The sequence below is a fragment of the Streptomyces sp. NPDC050485 genome, assembly GCF_044458185.1.
Classification (GTDB): Bacteria; Actinomycetota; Actinomycetes; order Streptomycetales; family Streptomycetaceae; genus Streptomyces.
In genome coordinates, this window is record NZ_JBITHR010000004.1 from 260,112 (window position 1) to 273,903 (window position 13,792).

Here is a 13,792-nt window from a genome sequence, read left to right on the forward strand (position 1 = left end):
GTCCCCGGCTGCGCGCCGCCCTGCTGACGGTCCCGCTGGCTGTCGCAGGCATCCTCGGCGCCGCCGCACCCGGCCAGGCTGCCATGCCCAGCCAGGCCGCCGCGCTTGATCAGACCGACCACGCCGACCGCGTGGGTGCCTCGCTGACCTGCGGGGGGAATCGCGTCGACCCCGCCGCCAAGATCGGGTACCGGACCGCGACCGTCATCCACGCGCCGGTGCGCACCGTCTGGAATCTGCAGACCGACGTGGAGCGCTGGCCGTCCTGGCAGCCGCCCGTCACCAGCATGAAACGTCTCGACGCGGGGCCGCTGCGGAAGGGTGCGCGGTTCCGGTGGACCACCCCGGTGCCCGCCACCGCCACGACGCCCGCCACCACCTTGACCATCACCTCGACCGTCCAGCAGCTCAAGCCCGGCACGTGCGTCCGCTGGACCGGGCCCGCCATCGGCGACGGGCTGCGCATCGACAGGGGTGTCCACGTCTGGACCTTCACCAAGGTGCGGGGCGGTGTCCTCGTACAGACCGAGGAGACCTGGACCGGTGCCCAGGTCGAAGCCGACGTGCCCACCTCCGTCAAGTACCTCGGAGGAGGCCTTGAGGAGTGGCTGAAGGAGCTGAAGGACACGGCCGAGGCCCGACCCTGACCCGCCGGACACCCGCTGACCGCGCACGGTGAAGCGGCGGCCGACGACCACTGCGGCGGTCAGCGGAACGGTCGCGGCTCGGCGTGTCGGAGCCGTTCAAGCCGTGCCTCAACACCCGGGTGACGCAGTCAGGCCGTCCGGGCGCGGAGGCGGCGCAGCATGCGCGGGTCCTCGAAGCCGACCGAGCGGGCGGCCGCGTCGATCGTCGCGCCGTGGCTGATGAAGTGCTGGGCGCGTTCGAGGCGGAGGGTCTGCTGGTAGCGCAGGGGGGTGAGCCCGGTGGCGCGGCTGAAGAGGCGGGTGAGGGTGCGTTCGCTCACGCCGACGGCCGAGGCCAGGGCGGGGAGGGGCAGTGGTTGGTCGAAGCGGGCGTCGATGAGGTCCTGGGCGCGGTGCACGGTGTCGTCGAGGTGCGACCGGTGCCGGAGCATCGCGCTGGACTGCGGCTCATGGCCGTTGCGGCGGGCGTAGACAACCATGTCCCGGGCGACTTGGGCGGCGACGGCCGGGCCGTGCCGGGTCGCGACCAGGTGCAGGGCCAGATCGATGCCGCTGGCGATGCCGGCCGAGGTGATCACCCGGTCGTCGGCGGTGAACAGGACATCGCGGACGACCACCGCCTCGGGGTGGCGCAGGGCCAGTTCGTCCTGCACGTCGTGGTGGGTGGTGCAGCGGCGGCCGTCGAGCAGGCCCGCCTGGCCGAGCGCCTCGGCTCCGGCGCAGACGCTGGCCACCGTCCCGCCCCCGCTGTGATGGTCCCGGAGGACCTGCAGGGAGGCGGCGCCGATGGCGGGGACGTCGGTCAGGGCGACGGTCCGCCAGCCGGGCACCACGATCAGATCCTCGGGCCCGAGCTCGGGCCAGTCGAGCCCGGCCACCAGCGGCAGCCCCTGGGCGGAGGAGACCAGCGGCTGCTCGGCGACGTAGGCGAGCGTGTAGGGGTGCCCGAAGTCCGCGGCCGTGGAGAAGACCTGCGCGGGTCCGGCCAGGTCCAGCAAGTGGACTCCGGGCACCAGGAAGAAGACGATGAGGCTCACGATTCGGTCATCATGCCTGAAGTTCTGCCGCTGCCTCCAGCTGGTCGACCGTCGCGATGGTGGCGAAGCGTCCGGCGAGGGCGTACTCGGTGCGCCTGATGACCTCCTCGGCAGGCAGCGTGCGGGGGTCGGCCAGCAGCTCGGCGACGCTCCGGTCGGCGGGAGCGGTGCGGTGCGGGATGGGATTGGTCGCCGTCGCATCGATGACGAAGGTGACCTGGTAGCCGAGGTCGCTCGCGACGCGGGTGGTCGTCTCCACGCACTGCTCGGTGCGGATGCCGCAGACGGTCAGCTCGCGGATGCCGCGCTCGGTGAGGAGTTGCTGCAGGTTGGTGGTGGTGAAGGCGTTGTGCGAGGTCTTGTGGATCAACGGCTCCCCATCCGCGCGCGCCAGTTCCTCCATCAGCCGGACATGGCCGAGGGCCGGGTCGAAGACATCGCCGGTGCCGGGCTCGGAGTGCAGTACCCACACCACCAGGTCCCCGGCCTGGCGGGCGAGCCGGACCAGGCGGTTCACCTGGTCGGCGATCTTCAGGTCGGACGTGGTTTCCCACAGCGGACGGGCGCGGAAGGACTCCTGGACATCGATGACGATCAGTGCTCGGGTCATGTCCCCAAGCCTGAGTCGTACGGGTGCGGCGGCGACAGGCCGCATCGGGTCCGGCAGCGGACCGATCCGGTCATGAGCAGGGCCGGAAGGTGGGCAACCGGAGCCGGGGCACCCACGACCCGGCGGAGATTTCTGCGGAAAGGCGCAACCTCACGGGGGGCCGCGCGTCGTATGGGGCAAAGGGCGTAGGCCTGCGTCCGGACAGAGTCACTCCGATCAAGCGTCACTCGGATCAAGCATCACTCGCATCAGTAGCCCCCGGAGGTCTTAGTTGCTGAAATTCCCTTTCCCCTCCTTGGCACGGCGTGGCCAGGGGGCACGGACAGCCGCCATGGTGGCGGTCCTGGCCTTGTGTGTGGCACCGATACCGGCAGCAGTGCTGGCAGCAGACCTCTACACCACAACACCACCGACATCGCCAAGTCCCCTGTCCCTTGCGGGAGTTCATGAAGTCGCGTCGGTACGGTACGACTTGGGCGATCACGCGTTCCTCGTACCACCGGCCCGCACGGTCCCCGCCGCCACGGAGGCGGAGGCAGTCGAGAACGTGCGAGCCCCCGCCGCGCCGACCGTCTCGGCGGCGGATGTGATGCCGCACCTGCAGGCACTCCAGCGGATCGCCGACCGCAACGGCGGCAACCGCGCGCACGGCACCCGGGGGTACGCGCAGTCGGTGGCGTACATGCGCCACGCGCTGGACCGGGCCGGCTTCCACACGGAGCTCCGCCACTTCTCGTACGGCGGCGCGGACGGCTGCAACCTGATCGCCGACTGGCCGGGTGGCGACCCGAACCACGTGCTGCTCTCCGGCGCCCATCTGGACAGCGTCGCGGCGGGCCCGGGGATCAACGACAACGGTTCTGGTGCGGCGGCGGTCCTGACCACGGCCCTTCAGGTGGCCGAGGCCGGTCTGAACCCCGCTCGGCACCTGCGTTTTGCCTGGTGGGGAGCCGAGGAGGCGGGGCTGGTCGGTTCGGCGGACTATGTCCGGGGCCTGTCCGCCGCCGACCGCAACGCGATCGACCTGTATCTCAACCTCGACCAGGCAGGCAGCAAGAACACCAAGCAGTGGCTGGTGGTGAACGACGCGCAGCACGGTGAGAGCACCGCCTTCCGGGCGTTCGAGGCATGGTTCACCGCCCGCGGCATCGCCACCTTCGACATCGGCGTGGGCGGTTCGGATCACGAGTCGTTCGGGAAGGCCGGCATCCCGTCGTCCGGCTTCAGCACCGGCATCTCGGACTGCATCCACAATGCGTGCGACACCCTCGCCAACGTCGACCCCGCGACGCAGACGACCAGTACCAACGCCCTGATCGGTGTGGTGTGGCAGCTCGCCGCCACCGTCCCCACCACCCACCGGCCCTGACCGCCCGACCAGAGGAGACAGAGATGCGCAGATTACTGAGCCGGCGCCGTGGGAGCACCGCCGTGCCGGCGGTCGTGGCCGCCCTCGGCGTCGCCCTGACGGCCGTCCCCGCGGCGGGCGCGACGGTGAAGGACCCGTACTTCCCCGACGACGGCAACTCCGGCTATGACGTGGCACATTACGACGTCCGGATCGCCTACGACCCGGCGCGCACCGACCACCTGGACGGTGACACGACCGTCACCGCCCGCGCCAACCAGGCACTGGACCGCTTCGATCTGGACCTGAAGGGTTTCGAGGTCGCCTCGGTCACCGTGAACGGCACCCCGGCGAAGTCGTTCTCGCGTTCCGGCGCGCACAAGCTGGCCGTCGAACCGGCCCACCGAGTGGCCAGGGGCGCCACGTTCGCGGTCCGGGTGAGGTACGCGGGCAAGCCCGACGCGGAGGGCTGGCACACCCTGGCGGACGGCGGCGCGAACGCGACGGGCGAACCGCACTCAGCCACCTCCTGGTACCCGTCCAACGACCACCCGTCCGACAAAGCCACCTTCGCCCTCATCGCGACCGTTCCCGACGGTTGGACCGCCATCGGCAACGGCCTGCCCGGGCCGACCACCGCCCAGGGCGGCACGACGACCTTCCGCTGGCACGAGGACAGGCCGATGGCCACGTATCTCAGTACGGTCGCCATCGACAGGTTCACCGTCCACCGGTCGGAGCTGCCCGGCGGTACGCCGGTCATCACCGCGTACAGCCCGGACGTCCCGGTCGACGCGGCGACGGAGGCCCAGCAGCGGGACATCCTCGCCTTCCTGGCCTCGAAGTTCGGCCCGTACCCGTTCTCCTCGGCGGGCGCCGTCGTCGTCGGCCGGCCCAAGGAGTCCGGCAACCGCCCGCTGGCCCTGGAGACGCAGAGCCGGCCCACCTACACCGGCGCCCTCTTCGACGCCCCGGTGGTCCACGAGAACACCCACCAGTGGTTCGGCGACAGCGTCTCGTTCACCGACTGGCGCGACGGCTGCATCGCCGAGTGCTTCGCCCAGTACGCCAACCAACTGTGGGAGGAGCACAAGGGCGCCAACCTCGACACCGGCTTCTACGCCCGGGTGGTCGACGCGAACAAGGACAACCCGGCGTACTGGTCCACGAAGCTCTACGACCCGGGGGTGGGCAAGGAACTCGACCCCGCCCTGTACTTCAAGGGCTCCCTGATGCTCCACGCGCTGCGGCGCACCGTCGGTGACGACGCCTTCTTCGCCACCCTCCGGCGCTGGACCGGCGACCACGCCTACGGCAACGCCTCGTTCCCGCAGTTCGAGGCGCTGGCGGCGAAGGTGTCGGGCAAGGACCTCAAGGGCTTCTTCGACGCGTGGGCCCACGGGACGACGATCCCCGCGAAGAAGTACCTCTACCCGGGCAGCCTCGCCGCACTGGCCGGCCGGTAACCCTGCAGTCGGCTCAGCTGTGACCTGCCCGATCCCCTGAGGACCCGGGGGGCGGGCAGGTCGCCGTCGGCTGAGTGCCAACGGCCGCCGGGCTGTGGCTGGTTGATCCGCTGATTACCGCAGGACGCCGCGGACGGCCTCGGGGTCGGTGGGCGACAGGGGAGTGGCGGCGGTCTTGGCGGTGAGGGCCGGCGAGGGGGTCACGTAGACCGGGGCGGGGTCGGCCTCCGGGGCGCAGGTCTTGGCGATGCGGCCGGTTCCCTTGGGGAGGCTGCCGTCGCGGAGGTAGTCGGTGAAGGTGTCGTCCAGGCAGGCGTTGCCGTGGAAGAGGATCTCGTGGAAGCTGCCGCCGTTCTGGACGACCAGCTTCGAACCGGGCAGCGCGTCGTGCATGGCGAGCCCGCCCTGGTACGGGGTGGCGGCGTCCTCGGTGGCCTGGAAGAGCAGGACGGGCGGCAGACCCTTGCCGGTGATCTTCATACGGCCCGCCTGGTTGCCCTGGTAGGGCCAGAACATGCAGGCGGCGTTGTACCACATGTTGTTGTAGGCGTAGAAGGGCGCGGAGGCGTTGACCTTGGCCTGGTCCTTCTTCCAGAACTCCCAGTCACGCGGCCAGGCGTTCTCGGTGCACTGCGCCGCGTTGTACGCCGGGAAGGCGCCGTCGTCGGCGCCCGGCGCCGCGTAGCGGTTGTAGGCGATGCTCAGCGGCTGGGTGTCGTGATGGGTGAGATAGGCCGAGAGGGCGGTGGCCATCCGGGGCCAGCGCAGGAAGTTGTAACCACCGCCGTAGAAGGTGTCCTCGAACTCGGCCGGGCCGATCTTGCCGGGCGCCGGAGCGGCGGCCACCGGGTTGGTCCGCAGGTCCGCCTCGACCTGCTGGTACGCCTTCTCGACCGCCGCGGCGTCCGTACCCAGGTGGTAGACCGAGTCGGCCTTGGCGGTCCAGGCCGCGAAGGCGTCGAAGCGGCGCTGGTGCTCCTTGTCCTGCAGGATGTTGTGGTCGTACCAGCTGATGGTGGGGCCGACGATGCTGTCCAGCACCATGCGCCGGACGTGCGAGGGGAAGAGCTGGCCGTAGGTGGAGCCCAGCGAGGTGCCCCAGGAGCCGCCGTAGAAGTTGATCTTCGGAGCGCCGAGCGCCCGCCGGATGCTGTCCATGTCGCGCGCGTTGTCGACGGTGGTCATGTGCGGCATGAGCCAGGACCAGTCGGCCGCGCAGTCGGCGGCGTACCCGGCCGCCTTCGTCAGCCAGGCTTTTGAAGTGCCCTGGCTCACCTGGTAGTCGGGCCGCAGGCCGTCGAAGTAGTGGGCGTCGCAGATGACATGGGGGTCGCTGCCGTTGGTGCCGCGCGGGTCGAAGCCGATCCAGTCGTAGGTCGAGGCGACGTCCTTGGGGAGCTGGCCGGAGATGTAGGCGGGCATCCAGAGTCCGGAGTCCCCGGGGCCGCCGGGGTTGAGCAGGATCGGGCCCTGCTGCTTGTTCTTGGGCGCGGTGGCGGGGAGCCGGTTCACCTTGATCTTGATCTTGCGGCCGTGCGGGGCGGCGTAGTCGACCGGCACATCGAGCATCGCGCACTGGAGCGCGGGCGTGGTGGCGTCGTTGCAGGAGCTCCAGACGAGCTTCCCCTGCCCGGTGTCCTCGGGGGTGGCGGCCTTGGGAGCGGCACTGGCGGACGTTCCACCGAGGGCGGCCGCGACGGCCGCGGCTGCCGAGAGCAGGGCTATCAGTTTTCTCATGAGATGGATGATGTGACATGTGCAATGTTACAGCTAGAGTACCGACCGGACGTTATCGAGCTGTAACCCATGGGGAGTTGGGGACCCCTCCGGGGCGTGGGCCCACCGCGCCGGCGAGCCCGACGTAAGGCGACTCGGCCCGGAACAGCCATGACAAGTAAGATCCGCACGGTGATTCAACCTCTACGACACCTGTGTGTGATCGAGCCGTCAAGTGACCCGGCCGTTGGCGTGGGCCGGCGCCCGGTGACCCGACCGGAGGCGCGAGCCGATCACCGTCCGCCGGGCGTCGGGAGTTGCATGATCATCCCCGGGAGGCTGGACCGTCGAGCGCGGGATCGACCGGCCTTCGCGCCGTCCGTGACCGGCGAAGCCCACCCGCACCGCTCCGTCAGCGTGATCGAACTCACACATCGGCCAGACAATTGATATCTATAGCATCGCGAATATTTTCCCGGATAAAGGGCGGAATTACGTTCGCCGCATGGCGTCGACCACGGGCGATCCTGTGGGGCGCGGTGGCTGTGGCGGCCCTCGGATTCTTCGTCGCGCTGGAGATCGCCGCGCGGCACTACGGTCTGCCGGGGCCGATCACCAACCAGGCGCAAGAGGTGATATTCGCCCCCAAATCAGGGCCGCTGCTGTACGACGGTATGGCGTTGATGATGGTGGTGCTCACCTGGCGGCAACGGCTCATCGCGGCTGGTGCCGCGATCGGCATCGACGCCGCCTTCGCGCTGGTGCGGTGGGCGGTCGACGCCAGGATGAACTTCGGCAACGGCGCGTTGTGGGTGATGCTGGGCTGTGCGGTCATCGCCGTCACACGCCGCACCGGCCGGGAACGTGTCCTGCTGCTGAAGGGCGTCGGGCTGGGCCTCCTGCTGGTGGCCGGCCGCAAGACCGGCGACACCTGGCTGCTCATCACCTCCAAGACGCGCCCGGCGGTGCTCGACCAGTACGTGGCAACCGCCGATCACGCGCTGGACAACCCGTCGTGGCTGGCAGGCCGGATCGTGCAGGCCACCGGCTCGATCGGCGCCCATGTCCTCGACTACGTCTACGTCCAACTCGCGGTGGCCGCAGTCGTCTTCGCGATGTACCAGCTGCGCAACGTGGCGGCCGAACGCCGCTTCCCGGTCCATCATCTGGTGCGCACCTTTCTGGTCATCGGCCTGCTCGGGCCGGCCATCTACATGATCTTCCCGGTGGTCGGACCGGTCTTCGCCTACGGCACCGGAGCCTTCGGTACCGGCGGCGAGCACTGGGCGGTGGCCAACCTGTGGCCGCACACGCCGCCGCCGCTCACTGCCCCGCACCACATGACGTACGACGAGATCACCCCTCGTAACTGCATGCCCAGCCTGCACACCGCGTGGGCCACCGCGATCTTCATCCATTCCCGCCAGGGCCCCCGGATTCTGCGATACGCAGGCGCGTTCTGGCTGACCGCCACGCTCGGCGCAACGCTGGGATTCGGCTACCACTACGGCGCGGACATCATTGCCGGAGTGGTGTTCGCGTTCACGATCGAGGCAGCGCTGCGCTCGCTCGACCGAGGCTGGGAACGGTCGGGAATCCGGCTGGTCGCCTACGGCGCAACGGTCTTCGCCGCGCTCTTGGTGTCGTATCGCTATCTGCCGATGAAGATGGCCGAATATCCGTGGCTGTCTGGACCGCTCCTCATTCTGGCGATGGCCTCAGTGGTCCACCAATACATGCGGACCACCAAGTCGTGGGAGCCGAAGCCCGCACCGGCGCAGCAACCGGAACCGCAACCCGCACTGGTGTGAGCCATGGCCTTCGGATGCCGGCGGCCCGGTGTGGGCCGTCGGCACCCGGGGGCTCAGGCCCCGTACGGCGTGCCGTTGGTGAAGTCGGTGCCGAACGTCGACTCGATGCCGCCCAGCACTCCGGAGTCGTCCGTGATCAGTCCCAACTCCCTGTTGTTGTTGAGGGAGTTGTCGGAGAAGTTCTCCGAGCCCGCGAAAACCTTCGCGGTGGCGGTGCCGGCGTCCGCCACGATCGCCTTGGCGTGGATGTACAGACCGGTCGTGCTGCTGTACGTCACGACCTTGCCGCCCGCGTCGACGACGCTCTGGAACTGGGTGCCGTAGCTGCTCGGGTTCATCCCGACGACCCGCACCGTCACCCCGCGCTGCTCGGCCGCCACGATGGCGTCGACCAGTGCCGCGTCGCCGAACTCCAACTGCTCGACGTCGAGCGAGTGCTGGGCGCCGTTGATCAGCGCGAGCAGCCGGTCCTGCGAGTCGGTCGGCGACCAGACCAGGTTGTCGCCGTCGGCCGGAGTGATCGAGGTCTTCGCGTAGTCGGCGGCGAAGACGTCCTCGATCGCCGTGACATCGGCCGCGTCGGAGTCGAAGACCCCGTAGTCCCGGCTGGAGGAGTAGTACGTGGAGTCCAGGTTGCCCGTCAGGATCAGCGACGTGGTGCCGTCCACCGTGAGCGTCTTCTGGTGGGTGTAGACGAAGGACGACGAGGAGTACGTGACACCGACGCCCGCGGCCTTGAGCTTCGAGTACGCGGAGCCGTTGACCGAGGTGTGCTTGGCGTCGAGGATCACCCGGACCGTGACGCCCGCCTTCTGCCGGTTGATGAGGTCCGTCACGGCGGTCGTGTCCCGCAGCTCGTACATGGTCAAGTCGATGGACTTCGACGCGGAGTTGATGAAGTCGTAGACGCTGGTGTGGCTCTGGTCGGGGAAGACCAGCAGCGAGTACGTACCGGCCGCGTGGGCCGGGGCGGCGGCGAGTGCGGTCGCCAGTGCGGTGCCGCAGGCGGCGGCGAGTGCGGCGCGACGTATGAGGGAAGTGCGCATGGCGGGGATCTCCCGGGGTCGGAAACGGGGTGCGGGAGGAGCGGGGGAACCTCTGTGCCGGAGGCGTCAGAGGTGCCGGAGACGTCGGTGCAGCGAGTGCACCGGGGAGTCTGGCAGCGCTTGGTTTACGCGCATAGACCGCTCGTGGGTCTGTCATGGGTCCGTCATGCGGCGGTTCGGTGAAGGTCGCCACATCTCTGCAAGAGAGGGCCAATTCCCCGGAAATCCCTTGGAAAGCAAGCCAGTTGGACGTCGTGGCAGCGGCAAAGGCGTGGCGGTGCACTGACTCGGCGGGCCCAAGGGGGCCGGGCCAGTAGTCCGTGGGGCGACCCGGGCTCGGGCCGCCCGTCGGGGTCAGCCCATTTGGGCGGGGCGGCGCGTGCAGGCGGACGCCCACGTCACCACCGGCGGGCTCGCTGCCGCCACGCCCGCGAAGCAGGCCGCCAGCAGGGCCCAGCCCGCCGGGCCCGCGGCGACCGTCCAGCCGATGACCGCCGGGCCGGCCGCCTTCGCCGAGCCGTCCGCGATGAGCTGCCACATTCCCTGGTACTGGCCCAGGAGGTGGTCGGGGGCCGAGTCGTAGGACAGGGTCCAGCCCGCGGCGGCACCCAGGATCTCGCCCAGGGCCAAGGCCAGACACGCCGTCACGAACAGGGGCCACACCGCCCGTTCGGCCGCCGCCAGCGCCGCGCAGCCCACGGCCGTCAGAGTTCCGGCCGCGAGCAGGGCGCGGCGCGCCCCGGCGACGTCCTTCGCCGGGCGGCTCAGCCGGGCCTGCAGGGCGACCACCACCACCGTGTTGAGGATCATCGCCGCCGAGGTGGTCCAGGGCGGCAGGTCCGATCCGTACACGATCCACAGCGGCACACCGATGGAGACGACGGCACGGTTCAGTGCGTGCACCGCGTTGAGCAGGCTCACCGTCACGTAGCCGCTGTCGCCCATGGCATCCCGCCCGAGGCCCCTGCCCGCGGCGCCGCGGCCGGTCGCCGGGAGCCGGGAGGTGGTGAGGGCGCCGACGCAGAACGTGGCGGCGTCCAGCGCGAGGAGTGCGTACAGCGCCGTGGTCGTACCGGTGGACACGGCGAGCGCGAAGAGCAGGGCGCCGACGGAGAAGCCGATGTTGGAGACGGACCGCTGGTAGGCGCGCAGGGCGGTGCGGCCCTCGGGCGGTACCAGCTTCCCCATCAGCGTGGCACGGGCCGCGGTGTTGCCGCTGGTCGCCAACTACCGTACCGCGAGGCAGAGTGCGAGCAGCCACGGGGAGGCGGCCGCCAGGAGCAGCACGGTGGCCAGGGCGCAGACCAGTTCCGTGACGACGGCCAGGCCCGCCCGGCGTCCTCGCCGGGCGGATACTGCAGGGTGAGGTTGAGCCCCACCCGGACTGGTGTCCTATGGTCGTTCATCACTGTCCAGCACTCGGGTTCCGGGAGCCCGCTGTCCGCGCAGGGTGCGCAGGTCACGGGCGACGAGGATCTGTTTCAGCCAGTGGCCGGGCCGGCCGGGGCAGGCGTGCACCGCCCGGAAGTTGTCGATGACCAGCACACTTCCCGGCTCGAGCACGAGCTCGTGGCGGACCGCCCCGAGGCCGTCACGCAGGGCCGCCAGGGCCGCCTCCGCCACCGCGTCGTCGGCTCCGGCACGGAACGGATCGAGCAGCAGGTACGGGTCGTCCGTGGCGCCGCGCAGGACGGGACCGGTGCGTCCGCCCGCGCTGAACCGCCCCTGCCTCAACACCTCCGCGTGCTCCGCCGCCAGGGGTACGTCCCTGACCTCGGCCAGCGGAACGCGGGTGCCGTCCGGGCAGCGCAGGGCGAACAGCCCCAGATAGTCGTCGCGGTCGGGGCCGGGCCCATCGGCGGTGCGCCAGCGCGGCTCGTCCGGCCCGGCGGGTGCGAGCACGTTCCGCACCATCCGGCCCTGCTGCTCCCCGGCGCGGGCGAAGGGTTCGCCCAGGCACATCGCCACCAGGGCGAGCAGCAACTCCTCGCGCCGGGTGCGACATCCGGGGCCCGGCTCCTCCAGGGCGGTGGGCGGGGCGCCGAGCGACGCGTCGTCCACGTGCGTCCCGCGCACCAGTTGGACGGCCCCGGGCTCGGCGGTGCGGAATTCGTACAGTGCCTTGCGCAGCCCGGCGGGGACCCGGGCGACCAACTCCCAGGAATGCGCGTAGAGCGCACTGCGGGCCGGGTCCAGCCAGTTGTCGAGCAGGTCCTCGACCAGATTCTCCAACTGCCTGCTCTCCGCGATGCCCAGTTCGTGTACGAGGACTCCGCCGACACGCCGCACCGCCGCTCAGCTCCGCGTGTATAAATGTGCGGCCCGCTTCCTGAGGTTCTCCGTCGCGGACCTCGCCGCCGAGACGGGCTTGCCCGAGGCCGAGGTGGAGTCGGTGCTGCGGCGTCTGACCGCGCTGCGGCTGCTGCGCCGCAGCACCGCACATCCGGATCTGCTCACCACGGTGTCCCCGGAGAGCGCCCGGGAACAGGTCACCCGGCCGATGCTCCAGCAGATCTCGCTGCTCCAGGCGGACGCCGACCGGCTGCGGGACCAGCTCGACCAACTCGTCCCGCTGGGTGCCGAGATCCGCACCCTGGGCGACGGCTTCAACCAGCTCATCGTCTTCGACCGCGAGGTGGCGGTGATCCAGCTGCGCGGCAACCCCCTGGGTGCGGCGCTGATCCGCGATCCGCACGCCGTCGACTTCATCGTCGCGGCCTTCGAGCGGGCCTGGGCCGCCGCCGTCCCGTTCCCCACCGCGCACGGCCGGGCCCAGGCCATCGCCGCCTCCGAGAACATCAAGGCCGACATCGTCCGGCTGCTCACGGCGGGCGACGAGGACAAGGCCGTGGCCCGGCGCGTGGGCATGTCCATCCGCACCTGCCAGCGCCACATCACCGAAATCATGAACCGCCTCGGCGCCCGCAACCGCGTACAACTCGGCCATCTGCTCCACCAGCAGGAGGCGACCGCTTCGGCCTACTTCGATTCGACCCGTCCGAGCGGGTCGGGGCCGGCCGTCAGCGCGTCGCACTCCGCCTGCCAGGCGGAATCCCCGGGGTAGAGCTCGGTGCGGAGGTAGGCCCAGGTGAGCCGCTGGACCGCGGACACCCGCTCGGGGTTCTCGTCCGTGGTCTCGGCGACGTCGTATCCGGAGATCCCGCCGAGTCCGTGCTCGGCGTCGAACAGGGTGAGCAGGGATTTGGGGCCGGGGGAGAGGAAGTACGGGTCGGTGTGCCAGTCCGGGCCCCGGACCGTCAGGTGGGCAGAGGCGTCTTTGTCGCCGGCGACCACGAGCGTGGGCGTCGTCATCCCGGAAAAGTCCGTGGTCGAGAAGAACGGGAAATTCTCGGCCACGGACTCGGTGAGGGAATCGCCGCCTCTGCCGGGCGCGGCAAGCAGTACACCCGCCTTGATCCGGGGATCGGCCAGGTTCACTTCCGTTCCGTCGTGCGGATCGGTGAGCCGGGCCCCGAGCAGCAGGCTCGCGGTGTGCCCGCCCATCGAGTGCCCGGCCACGGCGACCCTGCTCCGGTCCAGGCGCCCGAGGAGCTGCGGGACCGCCGCCTCGATCACGTCGAACCGGTCGAGGACGCGGTGCATGTCCTCGGCCCGCGATCGCCAGTGCAGAGGCGCCCCCGGGGTATCGGGATCCAGGTTCAGCGTCGTCGAGCTGAGATGGGTGGGCTGGATCACGACGAAGCCGTGCGCCGCCCAGAAGTTGGCGAGCGGGGCGTAGCCGTTCAGCGAGGAGAGGTTGTTCGAGTAGCCCTGGCCGTGCGAGAGGAGGATGACCGGCAGATCGCCTCCGGTCGTGGGCGCGGATACCCGTACCTCCAGATCCACGGCACGGCCGGGGGCGGGCAGTACTACCGGACCGACCGAGAGGACGGGAGTGGGCGGGCTGACGGTGCCGGCCGGGCAAGTCGATGCACTCATGATGGCGTTTTCCCTTCGATGGCCTCTGTTGCCCGTCGCGTACGGTCTCGTACGGCTGGCGGCGGGTGAGGCGTTCGGGAGCGTCCGGCTTCAGTTACGATAGAAGCGGAGCGTTGTTCCGTTTAATATACGGAGCGCTGTTCCGTTTTGTCAACGGCCGTGGAAGGAGGGC

12 protein-coding genes are annotated in these 13,792 nt (G+C 70.2%); 5 read left to right on the forward strand and 7 right to left on the reverse strand.

The window, feature by feature from the left end:
• Nucleotides 1–83: 83 nt before the first annotated feature.
• Nucleotides 84–647, forward strand: coding sequence for an SRPBCC family protein (locus ACIBK6_RS10495; RefSeq protein ID WP_399050599.1), 564 nt, complete (start codon nucleotides 84–86; stop codon nucleotides 645–647).
• Between the two features lie 128 nt (nucleotides 648–775).
• Here ACIBK6_RS10495 and ACIBK6_RS10500 read toward each other — a convergent pair whose 3' ends face one another.
• On the reverse strand, nucleotides 776–1,684 hold the full coding sequence (locus ACIBK6_RS10500) for a GlxA family transcriptional regulator (RefSeq protein ID WP_399050600.1): 909 nt from the start codon (nucleotides 1,682–1,684) through the stop codon (nucleotides 776–778).
• A gap of 10 nt (nucleotides 1,685–1,694) precedes the next feature.
• Complete coding sequence (locus ACIBK6_RS10505) at nucleotides 1,695–2,294, reverse strand: isochorismatase family protein (RefSeq protein ID WP_399050602.1); 600 nt, start codon at nucleotides 2,292–2,294, stop codon at nucleotides 1,695–1,697.
• A gap of 472 nt (nucleotides 2,295–2,766) precedes the next feature.
• Between ACIBK6_RS10505 and ACIBK6_RS10510 the strand changes: the two genes are divergently transcribed.
• Together ACIBK6_RS10510 and ACIBK6_RS10515 are read left to right on the forward strand one after the other, a co-directional pair.
• Nucleotides 2,767–3,663, forward strand: a complete 897-nt coding sequence (locus ACIBK6_RS10510) for a M20/M25/M40 family metallo-hydrolase (RefSeq protein ID WP_399050604.1) — start codon at nucleotides 2,767–2,769, stop codon at nucleotides 3,661–3,663.
• 23 nt (nucleotides 3,664–3,686) lie between these two features.
• Entirely contained in the window at nucleotides 3,687–5,108 is a 1,422-nt protein-coding gene (locus ACIBK6_RS10515) for a M1 family metallopeptidase (protein ID WP_399050606.1), read from the forward strand.
• A gap of 114 nt (nucleotides 5,109–5,222) precedes the next feature.
• Here the strand turns inward: ACIBK6_RS10515 and ACIBK6_RS10520 are convergent, their stop codons facing one another.
• Entirely contained in the window at nucleotides 5,223–6,845 is a 1,623-nt protein-coding gene (locus tag ACIBK6_RS10520; RefSeq protein WP_399050608.1) for an alpha/beta hydrolase, read from the reverse strand.
• 470 nt (nucleotides 6,846–7,315) lie between these two features.
• On the opposite strand from ACIBK6_RS10520, the gene ACIBK6_RS10525 reads away from it, so the two are divergent.
• Nucleotides 7,316–8,635, forward strand: coding sequence for a phosphatase PAP2 family protein (locus ACIBK6_RS10525; protein WP_399050990.1), 1,320 nt, complete (start codon nucleotides 7,316–7,318; stop codon nucleotides 8,633–8,635).
• A gap of 53 nt (nucleotides 8,636–8,688) precedes the next feature.
• Here ACIBK6_RS10525 and ACIBK6_RS10530 read toward each other — a convergent pair whose 3' ends face one another.
• The 3 genes from ACIBK6_RS10530 to ACIBK6_RS10540 all read right to left on the reverse strand — a co-directional run bounded on the left by ACIBK6_RS10530 (nucleotide 8,689) and on the right by ACIBK6_RS10540 (nucleotide 11,970).
• Nucleotides 8,689–9,681: a phosphatidylserine/phosphatidylglycerophosphate/cardiolipin synthase family protein gene (locus tag ACIBK6_RS10530; protein ID WP_399050610.1), complete on the reverse strand. Its 993-nt coding sequence runs from the start codon at nucleotides 9,679–9,681 to the stop codon at nucleotides 8,689–8,691.
• A gap of 354 nt (nucleotides 9,682–10,035) precedes the next feature.
• On the reverse strand, nucleotides 10,036–10,908 hold the full coding sequence (locus tag ACIBK6_RS10535) for a hypothetical protein (protein WP_399050612.1): 873 nt from the start codon (nucleotides 10,906–10,908) through the stop codon (nucleotides 10,036–10,038).
• Nucleotides 10,909–11,073: 165 nt separating this feature from the next.
• Nucleotides 11,074–11,970: a hypothetical protein gene (locus ACIBK6_RS10540; protein ID WP_399050614.1), complete on the reverse strand. Its 897-nt coding sequence runs from the start codon at nucleotides 11,968–11,970 to the stop codon at nucleotides 11,074–11,076.
• Between the two features lie 16 nt (nucleotides 11,971–11,986).
• On the opposite strand from ACIBK6_RS10540, the gene ACIBK6_RS10545 reads away from it, so the two are divergent.
• Complete coding sequence (locus ACIBK6_RS10545) at nucleotides 11,987–12,745, forward strand: LuxR C-terminal-related transcriptional regulator (RefSeq protein ID WP_399050616.1); 759 nt, start codon at nucleotides 11,987–11,989, stop codon at nucleotides 12,743–12,745.
• Here ACIBK6_RS10545 and ACIBK6_RS10550 read toward each other — a convergent pair.
• The gene (locus ACIBK6_RS10550; protein WP_399050618.1) at nucleotides 12,661–13,620 is read right to left on the reverse strand and encodes an alpha/beta hydrolase family protein; all 960 of its coding nucleotides are present in this window, start codon (nucleotides 13,618–13,620) and stop codon (nucleotides 12,661–12,663) included. The two genes, ACIBK6_RS10545 and ACIBK6_RS10550, sit on opposite strands and share 85 nt — an antisense overlap.
• Nucleotides 13,621–13,792: the final 172 nt, after the last annotated feature.

Excerpts from the sequence above, each read along its gene's own strand:
- ACIBK6_RS10530 (WP_399050610.1), bottom strand. The coding sequence starts at position 9,681 with ATGCGCACTTCCCTCATACGTCGCGCCGCACTCGCCGCCGCCTGCGGC.
- ACIBK6_RS10515 (WP_399050606.1), top strand. The coding sequence starts at position 3,687 with ATGCGCAGATTACTGAGCCGGCGCCGTGGGAGCACCGCCGTGCCGGCG.
- ACIBK6_RS10505 (WP_399050602.1), bottom strand. The coding sequence starts at position 2,294 with ATGACCCGAGCACTGATCGTCATCGATGTCCAGGAGTCCTTCCGCGCC.
- ACIBK6_RS10520 (WP_399050608.1), bottom strand. The coding sequence starts at position 6,845 with ATGAGAAAACTGATAGCCCTGCTCTCGGCAGCCGCGGCCGTCGCGGCC.
- ACIBK6_RS10495 (WP_399050599.1), top strand. The coding sequence starts at position 84 with ATGCCCAGCCAGGCCGCCGCGCTTGATCAGACCGACCACGCCGACCGC.
- ACIBK6_RS10550 (WP_399050618.1), bottom strand. The coding sequence starts at position 13,620 with ATGAGTGCATCGACTTGCCCGGCCGGCACCGTCAGCCCGCCCACTCCC.